15 protein-coding genes are annotated in these 16,017 nt (G+C 56.1%); 11 read left to right on the forward strand and 4 right to left on the reverse strand.

From position 1 onward, the window contains the following. Window positions 1-1,161 (reverse strand): cystathionine gamma-synthase, encoded by a 1,161-nt coding sequence (metB, locus tag OCH02_RS23700; protein ID WP_261433253.1) that lies wholly within the window; start codon window positions 1,159-1,161, stop codon window positions 1-3. 317 nt (window positions 1,162-1,478) lie between these two features. On the opposite strand from metB, the gene metJ reads away from it, so the two are divergent. Beyond that, window positions 1,479-1,796 carry a met regulon transcriptional regulator MetJ gene (gene metJ / locus OCH02_RS23705; RefSeq protein ID WP_012147461.1) on the forward strand — a complete coding sequence of 106 codons (318 nt, stop codon included), beginning with the start codon at window positions 1,479-1,481 and terminating at the stop codon, window positions 1,794-1,796. 82 nt (window positions 1,797-1,878) lie between these two features. On the opposite strand, the gene rpmE is transcribed toward metJ, so the two are convergent. After that, window positions 1,879-2,094 carry a 50S ribosomal protein L31 gene (gene rpmE / locus OCH02_RS23710; protein WP_012147462.1) on the reverse strand — a complete coding sequence of 72 codons (216 nt, stop codon included), beginning with the start codon at window positions 2,092-2,094 and terminating at the stop codon, window positions 1,879-1,881. A 199-nt stretch (window positions 2,095-2,293) separates the two neighbouring features. On the opposite strand from rpmE, the gene priA reads away from it, so the two are divergent. The 7 genes from priA to rraA all read left to right on the forward strand — a co-directional run bounded on the left by priA (window position 2,294) and on the right by rraA (window position 10,370). Beyond that, window positions 2,294-4,489, forward strand: a complete 2,196-nt coding sequence (priA, locus tag OCH02_RS23715) for a primosomal protein N' (RefSeq protein WP_261433255.1) — start codon at window positions 2,294-2,296, stop codon at window positions 4,487-4,489. A 289-nt stretch (window positions 4,490-4,778) separates the two neighbouring features. Continuing rightward, a complete protein-coding gene (gene cytR / locus OCH02_RS23720) occupies window positions 4,779-5,807 on the forward strand; it encodes a DNA-binding transcriptional regulator CytR (protein WP_135318502.1) in 1,029 nt (342 codons plus the stop codon). Window positions 5,808-5,872: 65 nt separating this feature from the next. Then, window positions 5,873-6,814: a cell division protein FtsN gene (gene ftsN / locus OCH02_RS23725; RefSeq protein WP_261433257.1), complete on the forward strand. Its 942-nt coding sequence runs from the start codon at window positions 5,873-5,875 to the stop codon at window positions 6,812-6,814. A 101-nt stretch (window positions 6,815-6,915) separates the two neighbouring features. Next, window positions 6,916-7,446, forward strand: coding sequence for an ATP-dependent protease subunit HslV (gene hslV, locus OCH02_RS23730; protein WP_012147466.1), 531 nt, complete (start codon window positions 6,916-6,918; stop codon window positions 7,444-7,446). 12 nt (window positions 7,447-7,458) lie between these two features. Beyond that, complete coding sequence (hslU, locus tag OCH02_RS23735; RefSeq protein WP_261433258.1) at window positions 7,459-8,793, forward strand: HslU--HslV peptidase ATPase subunit; 1,335 nt, start codon at window positions 7,459-7,461, stop codon at window positions 8,791-8,793. Between the two features lie 93 nt (window positions 8,794-8,886). Beyond that, entirely contained in the window at window positions 8,887-9,804 is a 918-nt protein-coding gene (locus OCH02_RS23740) for a 1,4-dihydroxy-2-naphthoate polyprenyltransferase (protein ID WP_261433259.1), read from the forward strand. 80 nt (window positions 9,805-9,884) lie between these two features. Then, complete coding sequence (gene rraA / locus OCH02_RS23745) at window positions 9,885-10,370, forward strand: ribonuclease E activity regulator RraA (protein ID WP_012147469.1); 486 nt, start codon at window positions 9,885-9,887, stop codon at window positions 10,368-10,370. A 56-nt stretch (window positions 10,371-10,426) separates the two neighbouring features. On the opposite strand, the gene zapB is transcribed toward rraA, so the two are convergent. Continuing rightward, window positions 10,427-10,666: a septal ring assembly protein ZapB gene (gene zapB, locus OCH02_RS23750; protein ID WP_012147470.1), complete on the reverse strand. Its 240-nt coding sequence runs from the start codon at window positions 10,664-10,666 to the stop codon at window positions 10,427-10,429. A gap of 539 nt (window positions 10,667-11,205) precedes the next feature. Between zapB and OCH02_RS23755 the strand changes: the two genes are divergently transcribed. The 3 genes from OCH02_RS23755 to glpX all read left to right on the forward strand — a co-directional run bounded on the left by OCH02_RS23755 (window position 11,206) and on the right by glpX (window position 14,745). Continuing rightward, window positions 11,206-12,051 carry an MIP/aquaporin family protein gene (locus OCH02_RS23755; protein WP_012147471.1) on the forward strand — a complete coding sequence of 282 codons (846 nt, stop codon included), beginning with the start codon at window positions 11,206-11,208 and terminating at the stop codon, window positions 12,049-12,051. A 43-nt stretch (window positions 12,052-12,094) separates the two neighbouring features. After that, entirely contained in the window at window positions 12,095-13,603 is a 1,509-nt protein-coding gene (gene glpK, locus OCH02_RS23760; protein ID WP_130382914.1) for a glycerol kinase GlpK, read from the forward strand. A gap of 131 nt (window positions 13,604-13,734) precedes the next feature. After that, a complete protein-coding gene (gene glpX, locus OCH02_RS23765) occupies window positions 13,735-14,745 on the forward strand; it encodes a class II fructose-bisphosphatase (RefSeq protein WP_261433260.1) in 1,011 nt (336 codons plus the stop codon). 32 nt (window positions 14,746-14,777) lie between these two features. Here the strand turns inward: glpX and emrD are convergent, their stop codons facing one another. Then, complete coding sequence (emrD, locus tag OCH02_RS23770) at window positions 14,778-15,962, reverse strand: multidrug efflux MFS transporter EmrD (RefSeq protein WP_012147474.1); 1,185 nt, start codon at window positions 15,960-15,962, stop codon at window positions 14,778-14,780. Window positions 15,963-16,017: the final 55 nt, after the last annotated feature.

The raw sequence follows: 16,017 nt of genomic DNA on the forward strand, positions 1-16,017 counted from the left end.
TTACCTCGTTGCCGCCGCCTGGAAGGCTCGTTCCAGATCGGCAATCAAATCTTCACTGTCTTCAATACCCACGGAGATACGCAGCAGGCTCTCGGAAATACCGGCCGCCGCACGGGCTTCTGCCGCCATACCTGCGTGGGTCATGGTCGCTGCATGCGAGATCAGGCTTTCTACGCCGCCCAAGGATTCTGCCAGAGTAAACAGCTCAAGGGCAGACAGAAAACGGCGCAGTAGCGCTTCATCACCGTCCAGTTCAAAGCTGAGCATCGCGCCAAAGCCGCGTTGCTGACGACGTGCAATCTCGTGCCCAGGGTTCTGAGGCAGAGAAGGATGATACAGCTTTTTCACCAAGGGTTGCTGCTGTAAATAACTGACAATCGCATCGGCGTTTTGTTGCGCCGCCTTGATACGTGGCGACAGCGTGCGCATGCCGCGCAGCAACAAATAGCTGTCGAACGCGCCACCGGTCACGCCAATATTATTCGCCCACCACGCCAATTCCACCGCCAGATCTTGGTCTTTGGCAATCACCGCGCCGGCCACCACGTCGGAATGGCCATTGAGGTATTTGGTACAGGAATGCACCACCAAATCGGCACCCAGCCCAATCGGCTGCTGTAGCGCCGGGCTGAGGAAGGTGTTGTCCACCACCGTCAAGGCCCCCACGGCATGTGCCGCAGCGCAAATCGCCGCAATGTCCACCACACGCAGCAGCGGATTGCTGGGGCTTTCAATCAGCACCAGCTTGGGCTTTTGCGCCAACGCCTGCTGCAGCGCTTCTTCATTCCCCTGATCGACAAACAGCACGCGGTAAGCGCCACGCTTGCTCAGGCTGTCGAACAAGCGGTAGCTGCCACCATAGCAATCATGCGGTGCCACCAGCAGATCGCCGGGTTGCAGGAATACCGTGGTCACCAGGTGGATCGCCGACATCCCGCTGCTGGTCATCACCGCACCGGCCCCCCCTTCCAGTTCCGCCAACGCACGCTGGACCACGTCACGCGTCGGGTTACCGCGACGTGAGTAGTCATGAGCACGCGGCTGGTTGAAGTCGGTGAAATTATAGGTGCTGGAAAGGTGGATCGGCGGGACAACGCAGCCGTACTGTTCGTCATCGTTCAGGCCGCTACGTACGGCAATCGTGGCAGGTTTACGCGTCATAGGGTCTCTCGGCTCTCGGGATTGGGATGAATGAGGCCTAAAGATTAATCGCAGTGAGGATAGACGTCAATACATCTGGACATCTAAACTTCTTTGCGTATAGATTGAGCAAAAGCCTAATACCCGCTAAAATTATGCCAGTTTTAGATGACGATACGATGTTAACCCGGAATGCATAGGCGACACCTATTGATCGTCCGCATTCAGTGACCTTGGTCGCGTAAAATTGACATTTATTTAGTGAGAACAGTGAAGATCGGGCATAATTGGCCGGTTTTTAGAATTTTGTAATTTTTCTGACAATTTTAAGGTGTCCCATGGCTGAGTGGAACGGCGAGTATGTCAGCCCTTACGCTGAACACGGTAAAAAAAGCGAGCAAGTAAAAAAAATCACGGTATCCATTCCGCTGAAGGTCCTGAAAATCCTTACCGATGAACGGACGCGTCGCCAGGTGAATAACCTGCGCCATGCCACCAACAGCGAATTGCTGTGCGAAGCATTTCTGCACGCCTTTACCGGTCAGCCGCTGCCGAACGACGAAGACCTGCGCAAAGAACGCAGCGATGAAATCCCGGAAGCCGCGAAACTGCTGATGCGTGAATTGGGTGTGGATCCCGATACCTGGGAATACTAAGTGCCGGTCTGCACTTGCTTGCAGACGGTTAGAAACGAAAAAAGGCGCCGAAGGCGCCTTTTTCATCTGACGATAAGAAATCTTATTTCTTAGCGCCTGGCACGCTGAAACGCTTGTTGAAGCGGTCAACGCGGCCACCGGTAGCAACATCACGCTGCTTGCCAGTGTAGAACGGGTGGCATTCGCCACAAACGTCCAGGTTCAGATCGTGGCCCACTGTAGAGCGGATTTTGATCACGTTACCGCAAGAGCAGTTAGCAGTAACTTCTTCGTATTTTGGGTGGATACCTTGTTTCATGGGAAACCTCAGTTAAGGCCGTGTCGCTATCCAGCCCTGTTTCGCCAGACACCACACGTGGTTGATAAAGAATTTGGTATCGAATTATACCAAAGGCGGCAAATCATACAGAAATTTAAAATGCCGCGCAATCGCAACCGTACATTTGCCGATGCGCAGTGTAAACTGATGGACTATTTTTTTCACTCTGGATGACCCCATGCCTGTTGTTCACGTTGCTTTGCCGGTCCCCCTCGCCCGCACCTTCGACTATCTGCTGCCGCAAGGCCTGCAGCCGGCGGTCGGCGCGCGCGTAGGTGTGCCCTGGGGCAAGCAACGGGCGATCGGCATCGTCACCGGCTGCAGCGAAACCAGCGAATTGCCGCTGGACAAGCTTAAACCCATCGACAGCGTTCTCGACAGCGCCTCGCTGTTCTCACCCAGCCTGTGGCGCATTCTGCGCTGGGCCAGCGACTACTACCATTACCCAATCGGTGAAGTGCTGTTCCACGCATTGCCTATCCTGCTGCGTCAGGGAAAACCGGCAGAAACGGCGCCGCTGTGGCAGTGGTTCGCTACCGAACAGGGCCGCGCTACGCTGCCGGAAAGCCTGAAACGCGCCCCCAAGCAGCAGCAAGCGCTGGCCGCGTTGCTGCAACGTCCGGTCTATCGCCATCAGGTCAGTGAACTGGAATTAACCGAGAGCGCCTTGCAGGCATTGCGCGCCAAGGGGCTGATCGATTTACGCTCTCAGACGGTAGCGACGCAGGACTGGCGGCCCGGTTTTGAAGTGCTGGGTGAACGGCTGCGGTTGAACACCGAACAGGCAACCGCCGTGGGTGCCATTCGCAGCGAAGACGAGCAGTTCGCCACCTGGTTGCTGGCCGGGGTTACGGGTTCCGGCAAGACCGAGGTCTATCTCAGCGTACTGGAAAACATCCTGGCGAAGGGCAAACAGGCATTGGTACTGGTGCCGGAAATCGGCCTGACGCCGCAGACCATTGCCCGTTTTCGCGAACGTTTCAACGCCCCGGTGGAAGTGCTGCACTCCGGGCTTAACGACAGTGAACGGCTGGCAGTCTGGCTACGCGCCCGCAGCGGCGAGGCGGCAATAGTTATCGGCACCCGCTCGGCGCTGTTTACGCCGTTTTCACGCCTGGGCGTGATCATCATCGACGAAGAACACGACAGTTCTTATAAACAGCAGGAAGGCTGGCGCTACCACGCCCGCGATCTGGCAGTGTTCCGTGCCCGCGAGGAAAACATCCCAATGGTCATGGGCACCGCCACCCCGGCACTGGAAACGCTGCACAATGTGCAACTGGGTAAATATCGCCAGCTCAAACTCACCCAGCGTGCAGGTAATGCCAAACCGGCGACACAGCATCTGATCGATCTGAAAGGCCTGCCGCTGAAGGTCGGCCTGTCGCAGCCGTTGCTGAAAAGCATGCAGCACCATTTGAAGGCCGGTAATCAGGTGATGCTGTTTCTTAACCGGCGCGGCTACGCACCGGCGCTGTTGTGCCACGAGTGCGGCTGGATCGCCGAGTGCCAGCGCTGCGATCATTACTACACCTTCCACCAGAATCATCGTCAACTGCGCTGCCACCACTGTGACAGCCAGCGTCCGGTCCCCCACCAGTGCCCGCAGTGCGGCTCGACTCATCTGGTGTCAGTCGGCGTCGGTACCGAACAGTTGGAACACGAACTGGCACCGCTGTTCCCGGAAACGCCGATCACCCGTATCGATCGCGACACCACCAGCCGCAAAGGCTCACTGGAACAGCATCTGGCGGATATTCACCGCGGCGGTTCGCGCATTTTGATCGGCACCCAGATGCTGGCCAAGGGCCACCACTTCCCGGATGTGACGCTGGTAGCACTGCTGGATGTCGACGGCGCTCTGTTCTCGGCCGACTTCCGTTCCGCCGAGCGCTTTGCCCAGCTGTATACCCAGGTCTCCGGTCGCGCCGGCCGTGCCGGTAAGCCCGGCGAGGTCTTGTTGCAGACCCACCATCCGGAACACCCACTGCTGCAAATTCTGCTGCAACAGGGTTACGACGCCTTTGCCAAACAGACGTTGGCGGAACGCAACAGCGTGTTCCTGCCGCCCTATACCAGCCATATCATCGTGCGTTCGGAAGATCACGATAACCAGCAGGCCCCCCAATTCCTGCAGCAACTGCGCAATCTGCTGGAAGCCAGCCCGCTGAAAGACGACTCGCTATGGGTGATGGGGCCGGTCCCGGCGCTGCAGTCGAAACGCGGCGGTCGTTTCCGCTGGCAACTGCTGCTGCAACACCCTTCCCGGCGGGTACTTCAGCAGTTAATGAAAAGTTCCCTGCCACTGGTCAGTACCCTGCCACAGGCACGCAAGGTGAAATGGACGCTGGACATCGATCCGATAGACAGCTGAACCCAGAAAAGTCCGATTCAGTTCATCCAATGCAAACGTTTACCCTTGAAATTGCGAGCGAACGCTAAAAAACCTTCCCAGGTCACACTTTTTATGCAAATTAGGTAACAAAGGCAGGACGTATTCTGTTTAGAATAACTGCGAAGGCAATTTTGTCACCTCCTGCAGGACAGTGACGGAATGTTTGAGCGCGGATGGCGCTAAATGATAACAACACCACCGCACGCCAGAATTTGTGAGCAAACTGAAGTCGTCGCGTTGGCATGGGGCTAACGCAAGGAGAAAGGCGTTGGAACACAAGAAAGAATTATCCATGGCAACCATGAAAGACGTTGCCGAAATGGCGGGCGTTTCAACGGCAACCGTGTCACGTGCGCTGATGAACCCGGAAAAGGTGTCAACGCCGACGCGTCAGAAAGTGGAACAGGCCGTGCTGGCCGTGGGCTATTCTCCTCATGCCCTCTCACGCAATATCAAGCGTAACGAATCCCGGACTATCCTGGTGATCGTCCCCGACATTTGCGATCCGTTTTTCGCCGATGTGATCCAGGGGATCGAGCAAACCGCCGCACAACAGGGCTACCTGGTGCTGATTGGTGACTGTGCTCAGCAGAACCAGCAGGAACGCACCTTCGTCAACCTGATCATCACCAAACAAATCGATGGCATGCTGCTGCTCGGCTCCAACCTGCCGTTCGATGCCAGCAAGGAAGAGCAGCGCAACCTGCCGCCGATGGTAATGGCCAACGAGTTTGCTCCGGAGCTGGAACTGCCGACGGTGCACATCGATAACCTGACCGCCGCCTTCGAAGCCGTACATTATTTACATCAGCTCGGCCACCAGCAAATCGCCTGTGTCGCCGGGCCGGAGCAGATGCCGCTCAGCCATTATCGCCTGCAAGGTTACATTCAGGCGCTACGTCGTAATGGCATTAACGTCGAAAGCAGCTATATTACCCGGGGTGATTTCACCTACGAAGCTGGCGCTCAGGCGCTGGCAACGTTGATGGCACAGCCAAAACCACCGACGGCAGTGTTCTGTCACAGTGACGTAATGGCAATCGGCGTGCTGTCGCAGGCGAAAAAGATGGGGCTGCGGGTACCGCAGGACCTTTCTATTATCGGCTTTGACGACATCAAATTGGCGCAGTATTGCGATCCACCGTTAACCACAGTGGCTCAACCGCGCTACCAAATTGGCCAGCAGGCAATGTTATTGCTGTTGGAGCAGCTACACGGGCAGACCGTGGCAAGCGGCTCTCGGCTATTGGACAGTGAATTGATTATCAGAGGCAGCACCGCTGCTCCTAAACGCTAGTCAAATATTTTAGGGTTCAGTAACATGACGGACTTATCCCCTCATCAGGACACAGCGGAATAATAGTGGCACAAAAAGACTATGTAAGCCGTGGGCGCGCAGCAGGAGCCAAGCGTAAAACCCCCAGCCGTAAAAAACGCAGTTCTCCGAAGGTATCCAAAACCGTGTTGGCGTTGGCCGTCGCACTTCTGGTTGTCTTTATCGGTGGCCTCTATTTCATTACGCACAACAAGCCGGATGACGCGCCGCTGCTGCCTGTGCACAGCACTCGTCCGGGTAACGGCTTGCCGCCGAAACCGGAGGAACGCTGGCGCTACATCAAAGAGCTGGAAAATCGCCAGATTGGCGTGCAAACCCCGACCGAACCTACGGCAGGCGGTGAAGCCAACGCCAAGACTCAGCTCACTGCAGAACAGCGCCAACTGCTGGATCAAATGCAGGCGGATATGCAACAACGTCCGACACAGCTCAATGAAGTGCCGTATAACGACCCTTCACAGGCTGCAGCACGTAGCCGTCAGCAGCAGGTGCAACAGCAGCAGATTCAGCAGCAACAAGTGCAGCAACCTCCGGTGACTCAACCGCGTAACCCGTTTAACAACGGCACGACAACAGCACCGGTACAGCAGCCGACTCAGCCGAAGCCACAACCCAAGCCGCAGCCGGTAACGCAGCCGCCGGTGCAGGTTAAGCATCCAGAGCCGAAACCGCAGCCGAAACCTGAAACCAAACCGGAAGTGACACAGGAAACGGCCAAGCAGGAAACCAAGCCAGAGTCGAAGCAAAAGTGGATGGTGCAGTGTGGCTCGTTCCGCGCAACCGATCAGGCAGAATCCGTGCGCGCGCGCCTGGCGTTTGAAGGCATTGAAAGCCGTATCACCGCCGGCGGTGGCTGGAATCGTGTGGTGCTCGGCCCATACAGCAGCCGGGCGGCTGCGGACAAAACCCTGTCGCGCCTGAAGGGCGTAGGCATGTCAAGTTGCATTCCCCTCTCCGTTGGGGGTTGAAAAGCTTCAATCCCCCCCCATCTATACTCTCAAATGCCTCGTAGTGTCTGCGCAAGCAGATACTGCGAGGGCTTCTTTCCGTCTTCAACGAGGGTCTGCTCGTGACAACAATTGTAAGCGTACGCCGTAACGGCCAGGTAGTGATCGGTGGCGATGGCCAGGCTACCTTGGGCAATACGGTAATGAAGGGCAACGTCAAGAAAGTGCGTCGCCTGTATAACGACAAAGTGATTGCCGGTTTTGCCGGTGGCACCGCGGATGCCTTCACGCTGTTTGAGCTGTTCGAGCGCAAGCTGGAAATGCACCAGGGTCACCTGGTGAAAGCAGCCGTTGAATTAGCGAAAGACTGGCGTACCGACCGCATGCTGCGCAAGCTCGAAGCGCTGCTGGCAGTAGCGGATGAAAACTCTTCGCTGATTATCACCGGCAACGGTGACGTGATCCAGCCTGAAAATGATTTGATTGCGATTGGCTCCGGCGGTCCGTACGCCCAGGCAGCCGCCCGCGCGATGTTGGAAAATACCGAGCTGAGCGCCCGCGAAATTGTTGATAAATCTCTCAACATCGCCGGTGACATCTGTATTTACACCAACCATTTCCACACCATTGAAGAATTGCCTTCCAAAGCGTAAGGATCGAATACTATGTCTGAAATGACCCCGCGCGAGATCGTCAGCGAACTGGACAGCTACATCATTGGCCAGAACAAAGCCAAACGTGCCGTTGCCATCGCCCTGCGTAACCGCTGGCGCCGGATGCAGCTCAACGAGATGCTGCGCCATGAAGTCACCCCAAAGAACATTCTGATGATCGGCCCGACCGGCGTCGGTAAAACCGAAATCGCCCGCCGTCTGGCGAAACTCGCCAACGCGCCTTTCATCAAGGTTGAAGCCACCAAGTTCACCGAAGTGGGCTACGTTGGGAAAGAAGTGGATTCTATTATCCGCGATCTGACCGATGCTGCGATCAAAATGGTGCGTCTGCAATCCATCGACAAGAACCGTACCCGCGCCGAAGAACTGGCGGAAGAACGTATCCTTGATGTGTTGATCCCACCGGCCAAGAACAACTGGGGCCAGGCAGAAGAGCATCAGGAGCCGTCCTCGGCACGCCAGGCATTCCGTAAGAAATTGCGTGAAGGCCAGTTGGACGACAAGGAAATTGAGATCGATCTGGCTGCCGCACCGATGGGCGTAGAAATCATGGCTCCTCCCGGCATGGAAGAAATGACCAACCAGTTGCAGTCAATGTTCCAGAACCTCGGCGGCCAAAAGCAGAAACCACGCAAGCTGAAGATCAAAGAAGCCTTCAAACTGCTGGTGGAAGAAGAAGCTGCCAAGCTGGTGAACCCGGAAGAGTTGAAAGAACAGGCGATCGAAGCCGTTGAGCAGCACGGCATCGTGTTTATCGACGAGATCGACAAAATCTGTAAGCGCGGCGGCCAAAGCTCCGGCCCTGACGTTTCTCGCGAAGGTGTGCAGCGCGACCTGCTGCCGCTGGTGGAAGGCTGTACCGTTTCCACCAAACACGGGATGGTGAGAACCGATCACATTCTGTTTATCGCTTCCGGCGCATTCCAGACCGCCAGCCCTTCGGATCTGATCCCGGAACTGCAGGGCCGTCTGCCGATCCGCGTTGAGTTGCAGGCGCTGACCACCGAAGACTTCGAGCGTATTCTGACCGAGCCAAGCGCTTCGCTGACCGAGCAGTATAAAGCGCTGATGGGCACCGAAGGCGTCAATATCGAGTTCACCGCCGAAGGTATCCGCCGCATCGCCGAAGCCGCATGGCAGGTTAACGAAAGCACCGAAAACATCGGCGCACGTCGTTTACACACCGTGCTTGAGCGCCTGATGGAAGATATTTCCTATGATGCGAGTGAAATTAACGGTCAATCCATTACAATTGATGCGGATTACGTAGGTAATCATCTGGATGAACTGGTAGCGGATGAAGATTTGAGTCGTTTTATCCTATAATCGCTCAATCATGTCCAGTCAGTCATCTGTGGGAGGCATTTTGCCTCCCACAATTATTTCTAACGGACACAGCCACTAACTCTGAAGCGAAAAATGAGCTCATCAACTAGTATCTCCCCGGCCAGAGCCTGGCTTGAAAGTTTACGACCACGCACCCTGCCGCTGGCCTTTGCCTCGATCGTCGTCGGTTCCGCCATTGCCGCCTGGCAAGGTAGCCTGAAACCCGGCGTGGCGCTGTTGGCATTGCTGACTGCCGGCCTGCTGCAAATTCTCTCCAACCTGGCGAACGACTATGGCGATGCAATAAAAGGCAGCGACAAAGAAGACCGCATCGGGCCGCTGCGTGGTATGCAAAAAGGCATGATCACCCAGGCACAGATGAAACGGGCGTTGGTGGTGACGGTGGTACTGATCGCCATCGCCGGCAGTTCACTGATCGCCGTGGCCTGTGAACAGCCCAGCGATGTGGTGGGTTTCCTGGTATTGGGCGGGCTTTCTATCGTTGCCGCCATTACCTATACCGTCGGCAACAAACCTTACGGCTATCTGGGACTGGGCGATATCTCGGTGCTGGTGTTCTTCGGCTGGCTGAGCGTGGCGGGCACCTTCTACCTGCAAACCCACACCTTTGACAGCATCGTAATGCTGCCGGCCACCGCCTGTGGCCTGCTGGCAGCGGCCGTGCTCAATATCAATAATCTGCGCGATATCGAAAGCGATCGCGCCAACGGCAAGAATACCCTGGCAGTCCGGCTCGGGCCGCAGAAGGCGCGTTATTACCATCTGTTGCTGCTGATCGGCGCGGTGGCGTGCTTTACGCTGTTCACGTTACTCAACCTGCATAGCCTGTGGGGCTGGCTGTTTGTATTGGCTATCCCGTTGCTGGTACGCCATGGCTTGCGCGTGTTGCGTGACCCTACGCCAGCCGGTATGCGGCCGATGCTTGAGCATATGGTCAAGGCGGCGTTACTGGCCAATATATTGTTCGCTATCGGCGTGGTGCTCAGTTAGCCATCGAACTGATGATTTTGCCAACAGGGCGAATAAAGGGATATACTGGTTATTCCAGCGGCAAACAGACGTAAAATCCTATGAAATACGATACTTCCGAACTTTGCGACATCTATCACGAAGAGGTGAACGTAGTTGAGCCTCTATTCTCCAATTTTGGCGGGCGTACTTCATTTGGCGGGCAAATCACTACGGTGAAATGCTTTGAGGATAACGGTCTGTTATTCGAGCTGCTTGAAGAAAACGGCCGCGGTCGCGTCCTGGTGATTGACGGTGGCGGCTCGGTACGTCGTGCCCTGATCAACGCAGAACTGGCACGTCTGGCCACCCAGAACGAGTGGGAAGGCATCGTGGTTTACGGCGCGGTTCGCCAGGTCGACGATCTGGAAGAGATGGACATCGGCATTCAGGCAATGGCGGCCATTCCGGTCGGCGCCGCCAGTGAAAGCATTGGCGAAAGCGACATCCGCGTTAACTTCGGCGGTGTGACCTTCTTCTCCGGCGATCATCTGTATGCCGACAATACCGGTATTATCCTCTCTGAGGATCCACTCGATATCGAGTAATCTTCAGATAGGAAAAAGGGCGCCTTAGGCGCCCTTTTCGATCGTGCAATACGGAATCAGACTTCTTCCATTTTGCCCAACAGCGCACGCAGACGGTCTTGCCATACGTGCTGCTCTTCTTTCAGTTGCTGGTTCTCGCGAACCAACGATTCGTGGTTGCCGGAGGCAGCCTGAACTTCCTGTGAAAGAGTGTTGTTTTTGTCTTTCAGCTCTTCAATTTCCATCTGCAGCAGGGTGATGGTATCGATCGCCTGCTGAACTTTTGATTCCAATTTCTCAAATACTTCAAATGACATTCTTCAGTCCCCTCATGATAGCAAGGCGTACATCTATAGGTAACGGCCGCAACTTTGGTTGCAACTGCTGCGAATATGCATCGCGCCAAGTGACACACGCTTTTATTGAAAATAACGCGCCTGTCTCGATAAAACGCTTCTTTCGATAAAAACGATTGTAAGTAGCCTGTCCCCGACTGTCTAGCAACATCCGGCTCAACGCGCAGTCTGTTGCAATTTTCCTGCCGCGACCATCAGCAAAAACTGAAAATACCCACCGTGCATAAATTGGTTTGTTAACGAATGATGGCCAAATCACTGGTCAGATCACAGTTTTATGGAGCAGAAAGAACACAAAACGACGCGAATTCGCTCAATTTTATGACGAAGCACACACATTTTGATTTCGCTATTTCTCGTTTATGTTCGTTAACGATAAATTTACATCACGTCCTCAATTAATAATTGGACGAGATGAAAAAAACTGTACCCATAGGCCAGATCGATACACACCCAGAGCCTATAAACCCATAACCGCCGTTTTGCAGGACAACAACATTATGAGCCAAACCACCAGTCCGACCCTAAAAGGCCAATGTATCGCCGAGTTTCTCGGCACCGGCCTGTTGATATTTTTTGGCGTAGGCTGCGTTGCCGCGTTGAAACTGGCTGGCGCCAGCTTCGGCCAGTGGGAAATCAGTATCATTTGGGGCCTGGGCGTTGCCATGGCCATCTATCTGACCGCTGCCATCTCTGGTGCGCATCTCAACCCGGCAGTCACCATCGCACTGTGGCTGTTCGCCTGCTTTGACGGACGCAAAGTACTGCCTTACATCGTCGCGCAGATCGCTGGAGCCTTCTGCGCAGCAGCACTGGTCTACGGGTTGTATTACAATCTGTTCTTCGATTTTGAAGCGGCCAACCATATGGTGCGTGGCAGCGACGAAAGCCTGGCCCTGGCCGGCATCTTCTCCACCTACCCTAATGCACACATCTCCGTGGGCCAGGCTTTCCTGGTTGAAACGGTGATTACCGCGATCCTGATGTGCCTGATCCTGGCGCTGACCGACGACGGCAACGGCATTCCACGTGGTCCGCTGGCACCGCTGTTAATCGGTATTCTGATTGCCGTGATCGGCGCCTCTATGGGACCATTGACCGGCTTTGCGCTGAACCCGGCCCGTGACTTCGGTCCGAAAATGTTCGCTTATCTGGCCGGCTGGGGCAAAGTGGCCTTCACCGGTGCACGTGATATCCCGTACTTCCTGGTGCCAATCTTTGGCCCAATCATCGGTGCCTGCCTGGGTGCCTTCGGCTACCGCATGCTCATTGGCCGCAATCTGCCGTGTGACGTTTGCGTAGAAGAAGAAAAACCCGCCGCCAAGGCTCAGCAGCGTAAAGCGTGATTGGCACAGTTTTAAAACGGTTAACAACAGCAGGACTAAAATCATGACTGTAGAAAAAAAATACATTGTCGCTCTCGACCAGGGAACGACCAGTTCACGTGCCGTAGTGCTGGACCACGATGCCAATATTGTTGCGGTGTCGCAGCGTGAATTCACGCAGATTTACCCGAAAGCCGGCTGGGTTGAGCATGACCCAATGGAGATCTGGTCATCACAGAGCTCCACGCTGGTGGAAGTGCTGGCCAAAGCCGACATCAACTCCGATCAAATCGCCGGTATCGGCATCACTAACCAGCGCGAAACCACCATCGTCTGGGAAAAAGAGACCGGCAAACCGATCTATAACGCTATCGTCTGGCAATGCCGCCGTACCGCCGATATCTGTGAAAAACTCAAACGCGATGGCATGGAAGAGTACATCCGCCACAACACCGGTCTGGTAGTTGACCCGTACTTCTCCGGCACCAAGGTAAAATGGATCCTCGATAACGTTGAAGGTGCCCGTGAACGCGCCAAGCGTGGCGAGCTGTTGTTCGGTACCGTCGACACCTGGCTGGTGTGGAAAATGACCCAAGGGCGGGTGCATGTGACCGATTACACCAATGCCTCGCGCACCATGATGTTCAATATCCATGAGCTGGACTGGGATGAGCGCATGCTGGAAGCGCTGGATATCCCTCGCGCCATGCTGCCGAAAGTCCGTCCATCCTCAGAGGTGTACGGCCAGACCAACATCGGTGGTAAAGGCGGTACGCGTATTCCTATCGCCGGTATCGCCGGTGACCAGCAGGCGGCACTGTACGGCCAACTGTGCGTTCAACCGGGCATGGCGAAAAACACCTACGGCACCGGCTGCTTCTTGCTGATGAACACCGGCAAAGAAGCGGTACGTTCCAGCCATGGCCTGCTGACCACTATCGCCTGCGGCCCACGCGGCGAAGTGAACTACGCGCTGGAAGGCGCAGTCTTCATCGGCGGCGCATCTATTCAGTGGCTGCGCGATGAGCTGAAACTGATCAGCGATGCAGCCGATTCCGAATACTTCGCCACCAAGGTGAAAGACAGCAACGGCGTGTATGTGGTGCCTGCCTTTACCGGTCTGGGTGCGCCTTACTGGGACCCGTATGCCCGTGGCGCGATCTTCGGTCTGACCCGTGGCGCGAACAGCAACCACATCATCCGTGCAACGCTGGAATCCATTGCCTACCAAACGCGCGACGTGCTGGATGCCATGCAGGCTGACTCCAACACCCGTCTGCAATCGCTGCGTGTGGACGGTGGCGCGGTCGCCAACAACTTCCTGATGCAGTTCCAGTCTGACATCCTCGGCACCCGTGTAGAGCGTCCTGAAGTCCGTGAGTCGACTGCGCTGGGTGCGGCATTCCTCGCCGGCCTGGCTATCGGCTACTGGAATGACCTGGATGAAGTGAAGAGCAAGGCGGTCATCGAGCGTGAGTTCCGTCCAAGCATTGAAACTACCGAGCGTAACTTCCGTTACAGCGGCTGGAAAAAAGCGGTCGCCCGCGCGCAAGCTTGGGAAGAGCACGACTAACGCTGTTTGCGTCAGGTTAACCCCATCACGCGCTGCCTCCGGGTGGCGCGTTTTTTTTGCCCCGCCCCACCATCGCCCGCTGTGATAAACTTTGTCGATATTTTCTCCCTTTCTCATAGACAGGTTTTGCCATGAAACGTGAATTAGCCATCGAATTTTCCCGTGTTACCGAAGCCGCCGCGCTGGCGGGCTACAAATGGTTGGGACGCGGCGATAAGAACGCTGCCGATGGTGCTGCGGTCAACGCAATGCGCATTATGCTCAATAAGGTGGATATCGATGGCCGCATCGTGATCGGCGAAGGCGAAATTGATGAAGCGCCAATGCTGTATATCGGCGAACAGGTCGGCAGCGGCCAGGGCGACGCGGTGGATATCGCCGTCGACCCGATCGAAGGCACCCGCATGACCGCCATGGGCCAGCCCAATGCGTTGGCAGTATTGGCGGTGGGCGATCGCGGCACCTTCCTGCACGCCCCTGATATGTATATGGAAAAACTGGTGGTGGGCCCGGCAGCACGCGGCGCTATCGACCTTAACCTGCCGCTGGCCGAGAACCTGAACAAGGTGGCGGTATGTCTGGGCAAACCGCTGAGTCAGTTGACGGTGGTCATTCTGGCCAAGCCGCGTCACGACGGCGTGATTGCCCAGATGCAGCAACTCGGGGTGCGCGTCTTCGCTATCCCCGACGGCGACGTGGCGGCCTCGATCCTGACCTGTATGCCCGACAGTGAAGTCGACGTGATGTACGGTATCGGCGGCGCGCCTGAAGGGGTCATTTCCGCTGCGGTGATCCGCGCACTGGATGGCGATATGCAAGCACGTTTGTTACCACGCCACCAGGTGAAGGGCGACAGCGCCGAGAATCGACGCATCGGCGAGGAAGAACTGGCGCGCTGCAAAGAGATGGGAATTGAAGCCGGCAGGGTATTGCTGCTGGATGATATGGCGCGCAACGACAACGTGATTTTCTCCGCTACCGGCATCACCAAGGGCGATTTGTTGGAAGGCATTAGCCGTCAGGGCAATATGGCCACCACGGAAACTCTGCTGATCCGCGGCAAATCACGCACTATCCGCCGCATACGCTCGACCCACTATCTGGATCGTAAAGACCCGGCGCTGCACGAATTCCTGCTGTAAATAATCAGGGCGCCGAAGGCGCCCTGTTCGTTTTATACGGTATGTCCCTGATGCTGCATCCGGTGCGATAACGGCCACCAGCACAGCAGAATCAGTAGTGCCATGGCAAACATCAACAGGCCGAGGCTGAACTGCCCGGTCTGCGGCAGCATGGCAGAAAGCCAGGTCGCCAGGCCGGAGCCCATGTTTTGCATGCCCCCAACCAATGCGCCAGCCGCACCGGCCAGATAGGGAAACGGCTCCATCGCCCCGGTAGTGGCCAGCGGGAATAGCATCCCGGCACCAAAGAAGAACAGCGCAGCCGGCACAATCAGCGTCCAGATGTTCATCACGCCAAACCACCCGGGGATCCACATCATCAGGCCGGCCAACAGGCAACTGATCACCGAATGCCACACCAGACTGTGGAAGCTTTTGCCGTCACGACCGGCATACCAGGCACCAAAGAACGCCGCCGGGATGGGCAGAATAAACAGGATACTGACGGTCAGTCCGCTAAGGCCCAATACGCCGCCCATCAGCACGCCGCAGCTAGCTTCAAATACCGCGATCCCTGCCAGAGCACCGATCAGCATCACCAGATAACAGCTAAAAGTACTGTCCGCCAACAGCTTGCGGAAGCTTGCCAGCATGCGCCGCTTTTCAGTCTGCTGCGGTCGGGTTTCCGGCAGCCAGCGGAACATGGCGAAGGCTACACCGGCGCACAGCACCAACAGGAAGGCATAACAGGCGCGCCAGCCAAATATCATCGCCAATGCCCCACCGATGATTGGTGCCAGCAACGGGCTGACCAGAATGCCCATGTTGAGCAGGCTGTTGGCATAGCGCAACGAAGTACCGGCATACAGGTCACGCGGCATGGTTCGCGCCATCACCCCCGCCACACCGGTCCCCATCCCCTGAATGGCACTGGCGGCAACCAGCATCGTCAGGTTCGTGGACAACAGCGCGCCAAGCGCACCCATCATGAAGATCATCATCCCGGCCAGGATCACCGGCCGACGGCCAATACGGTCCGACAGCGGGCCGTAAATCAACTGCGAGAAGCCGTAGGTCATCAGATAAGCCGCCATCACGCGCTGCACGGCACCGGAGCGCACCGACAGATCCTTGGCAATATCAGCAATCACGGGGACATAAATGGTTTGTGCCATCTGACCGACGGCCACTAACAGGGTAAGCATCACCAACAGGTGAAAGTTTTCAATTTTTCTCATTATCTTCGTTAACGTATTAACTCGTCACAGCGTCCCGGTATGGCCCCAAAATCAG

This window comes from Serratia quinivorans, assembly GCF_946227985.1.
Classification (GTDB): Bacteria; Pseudomonadota; Gammaproteobacteria; order Enterobacterales; family Enterobacteriaceae; genus Serratia; species Serratia quinivorans_A.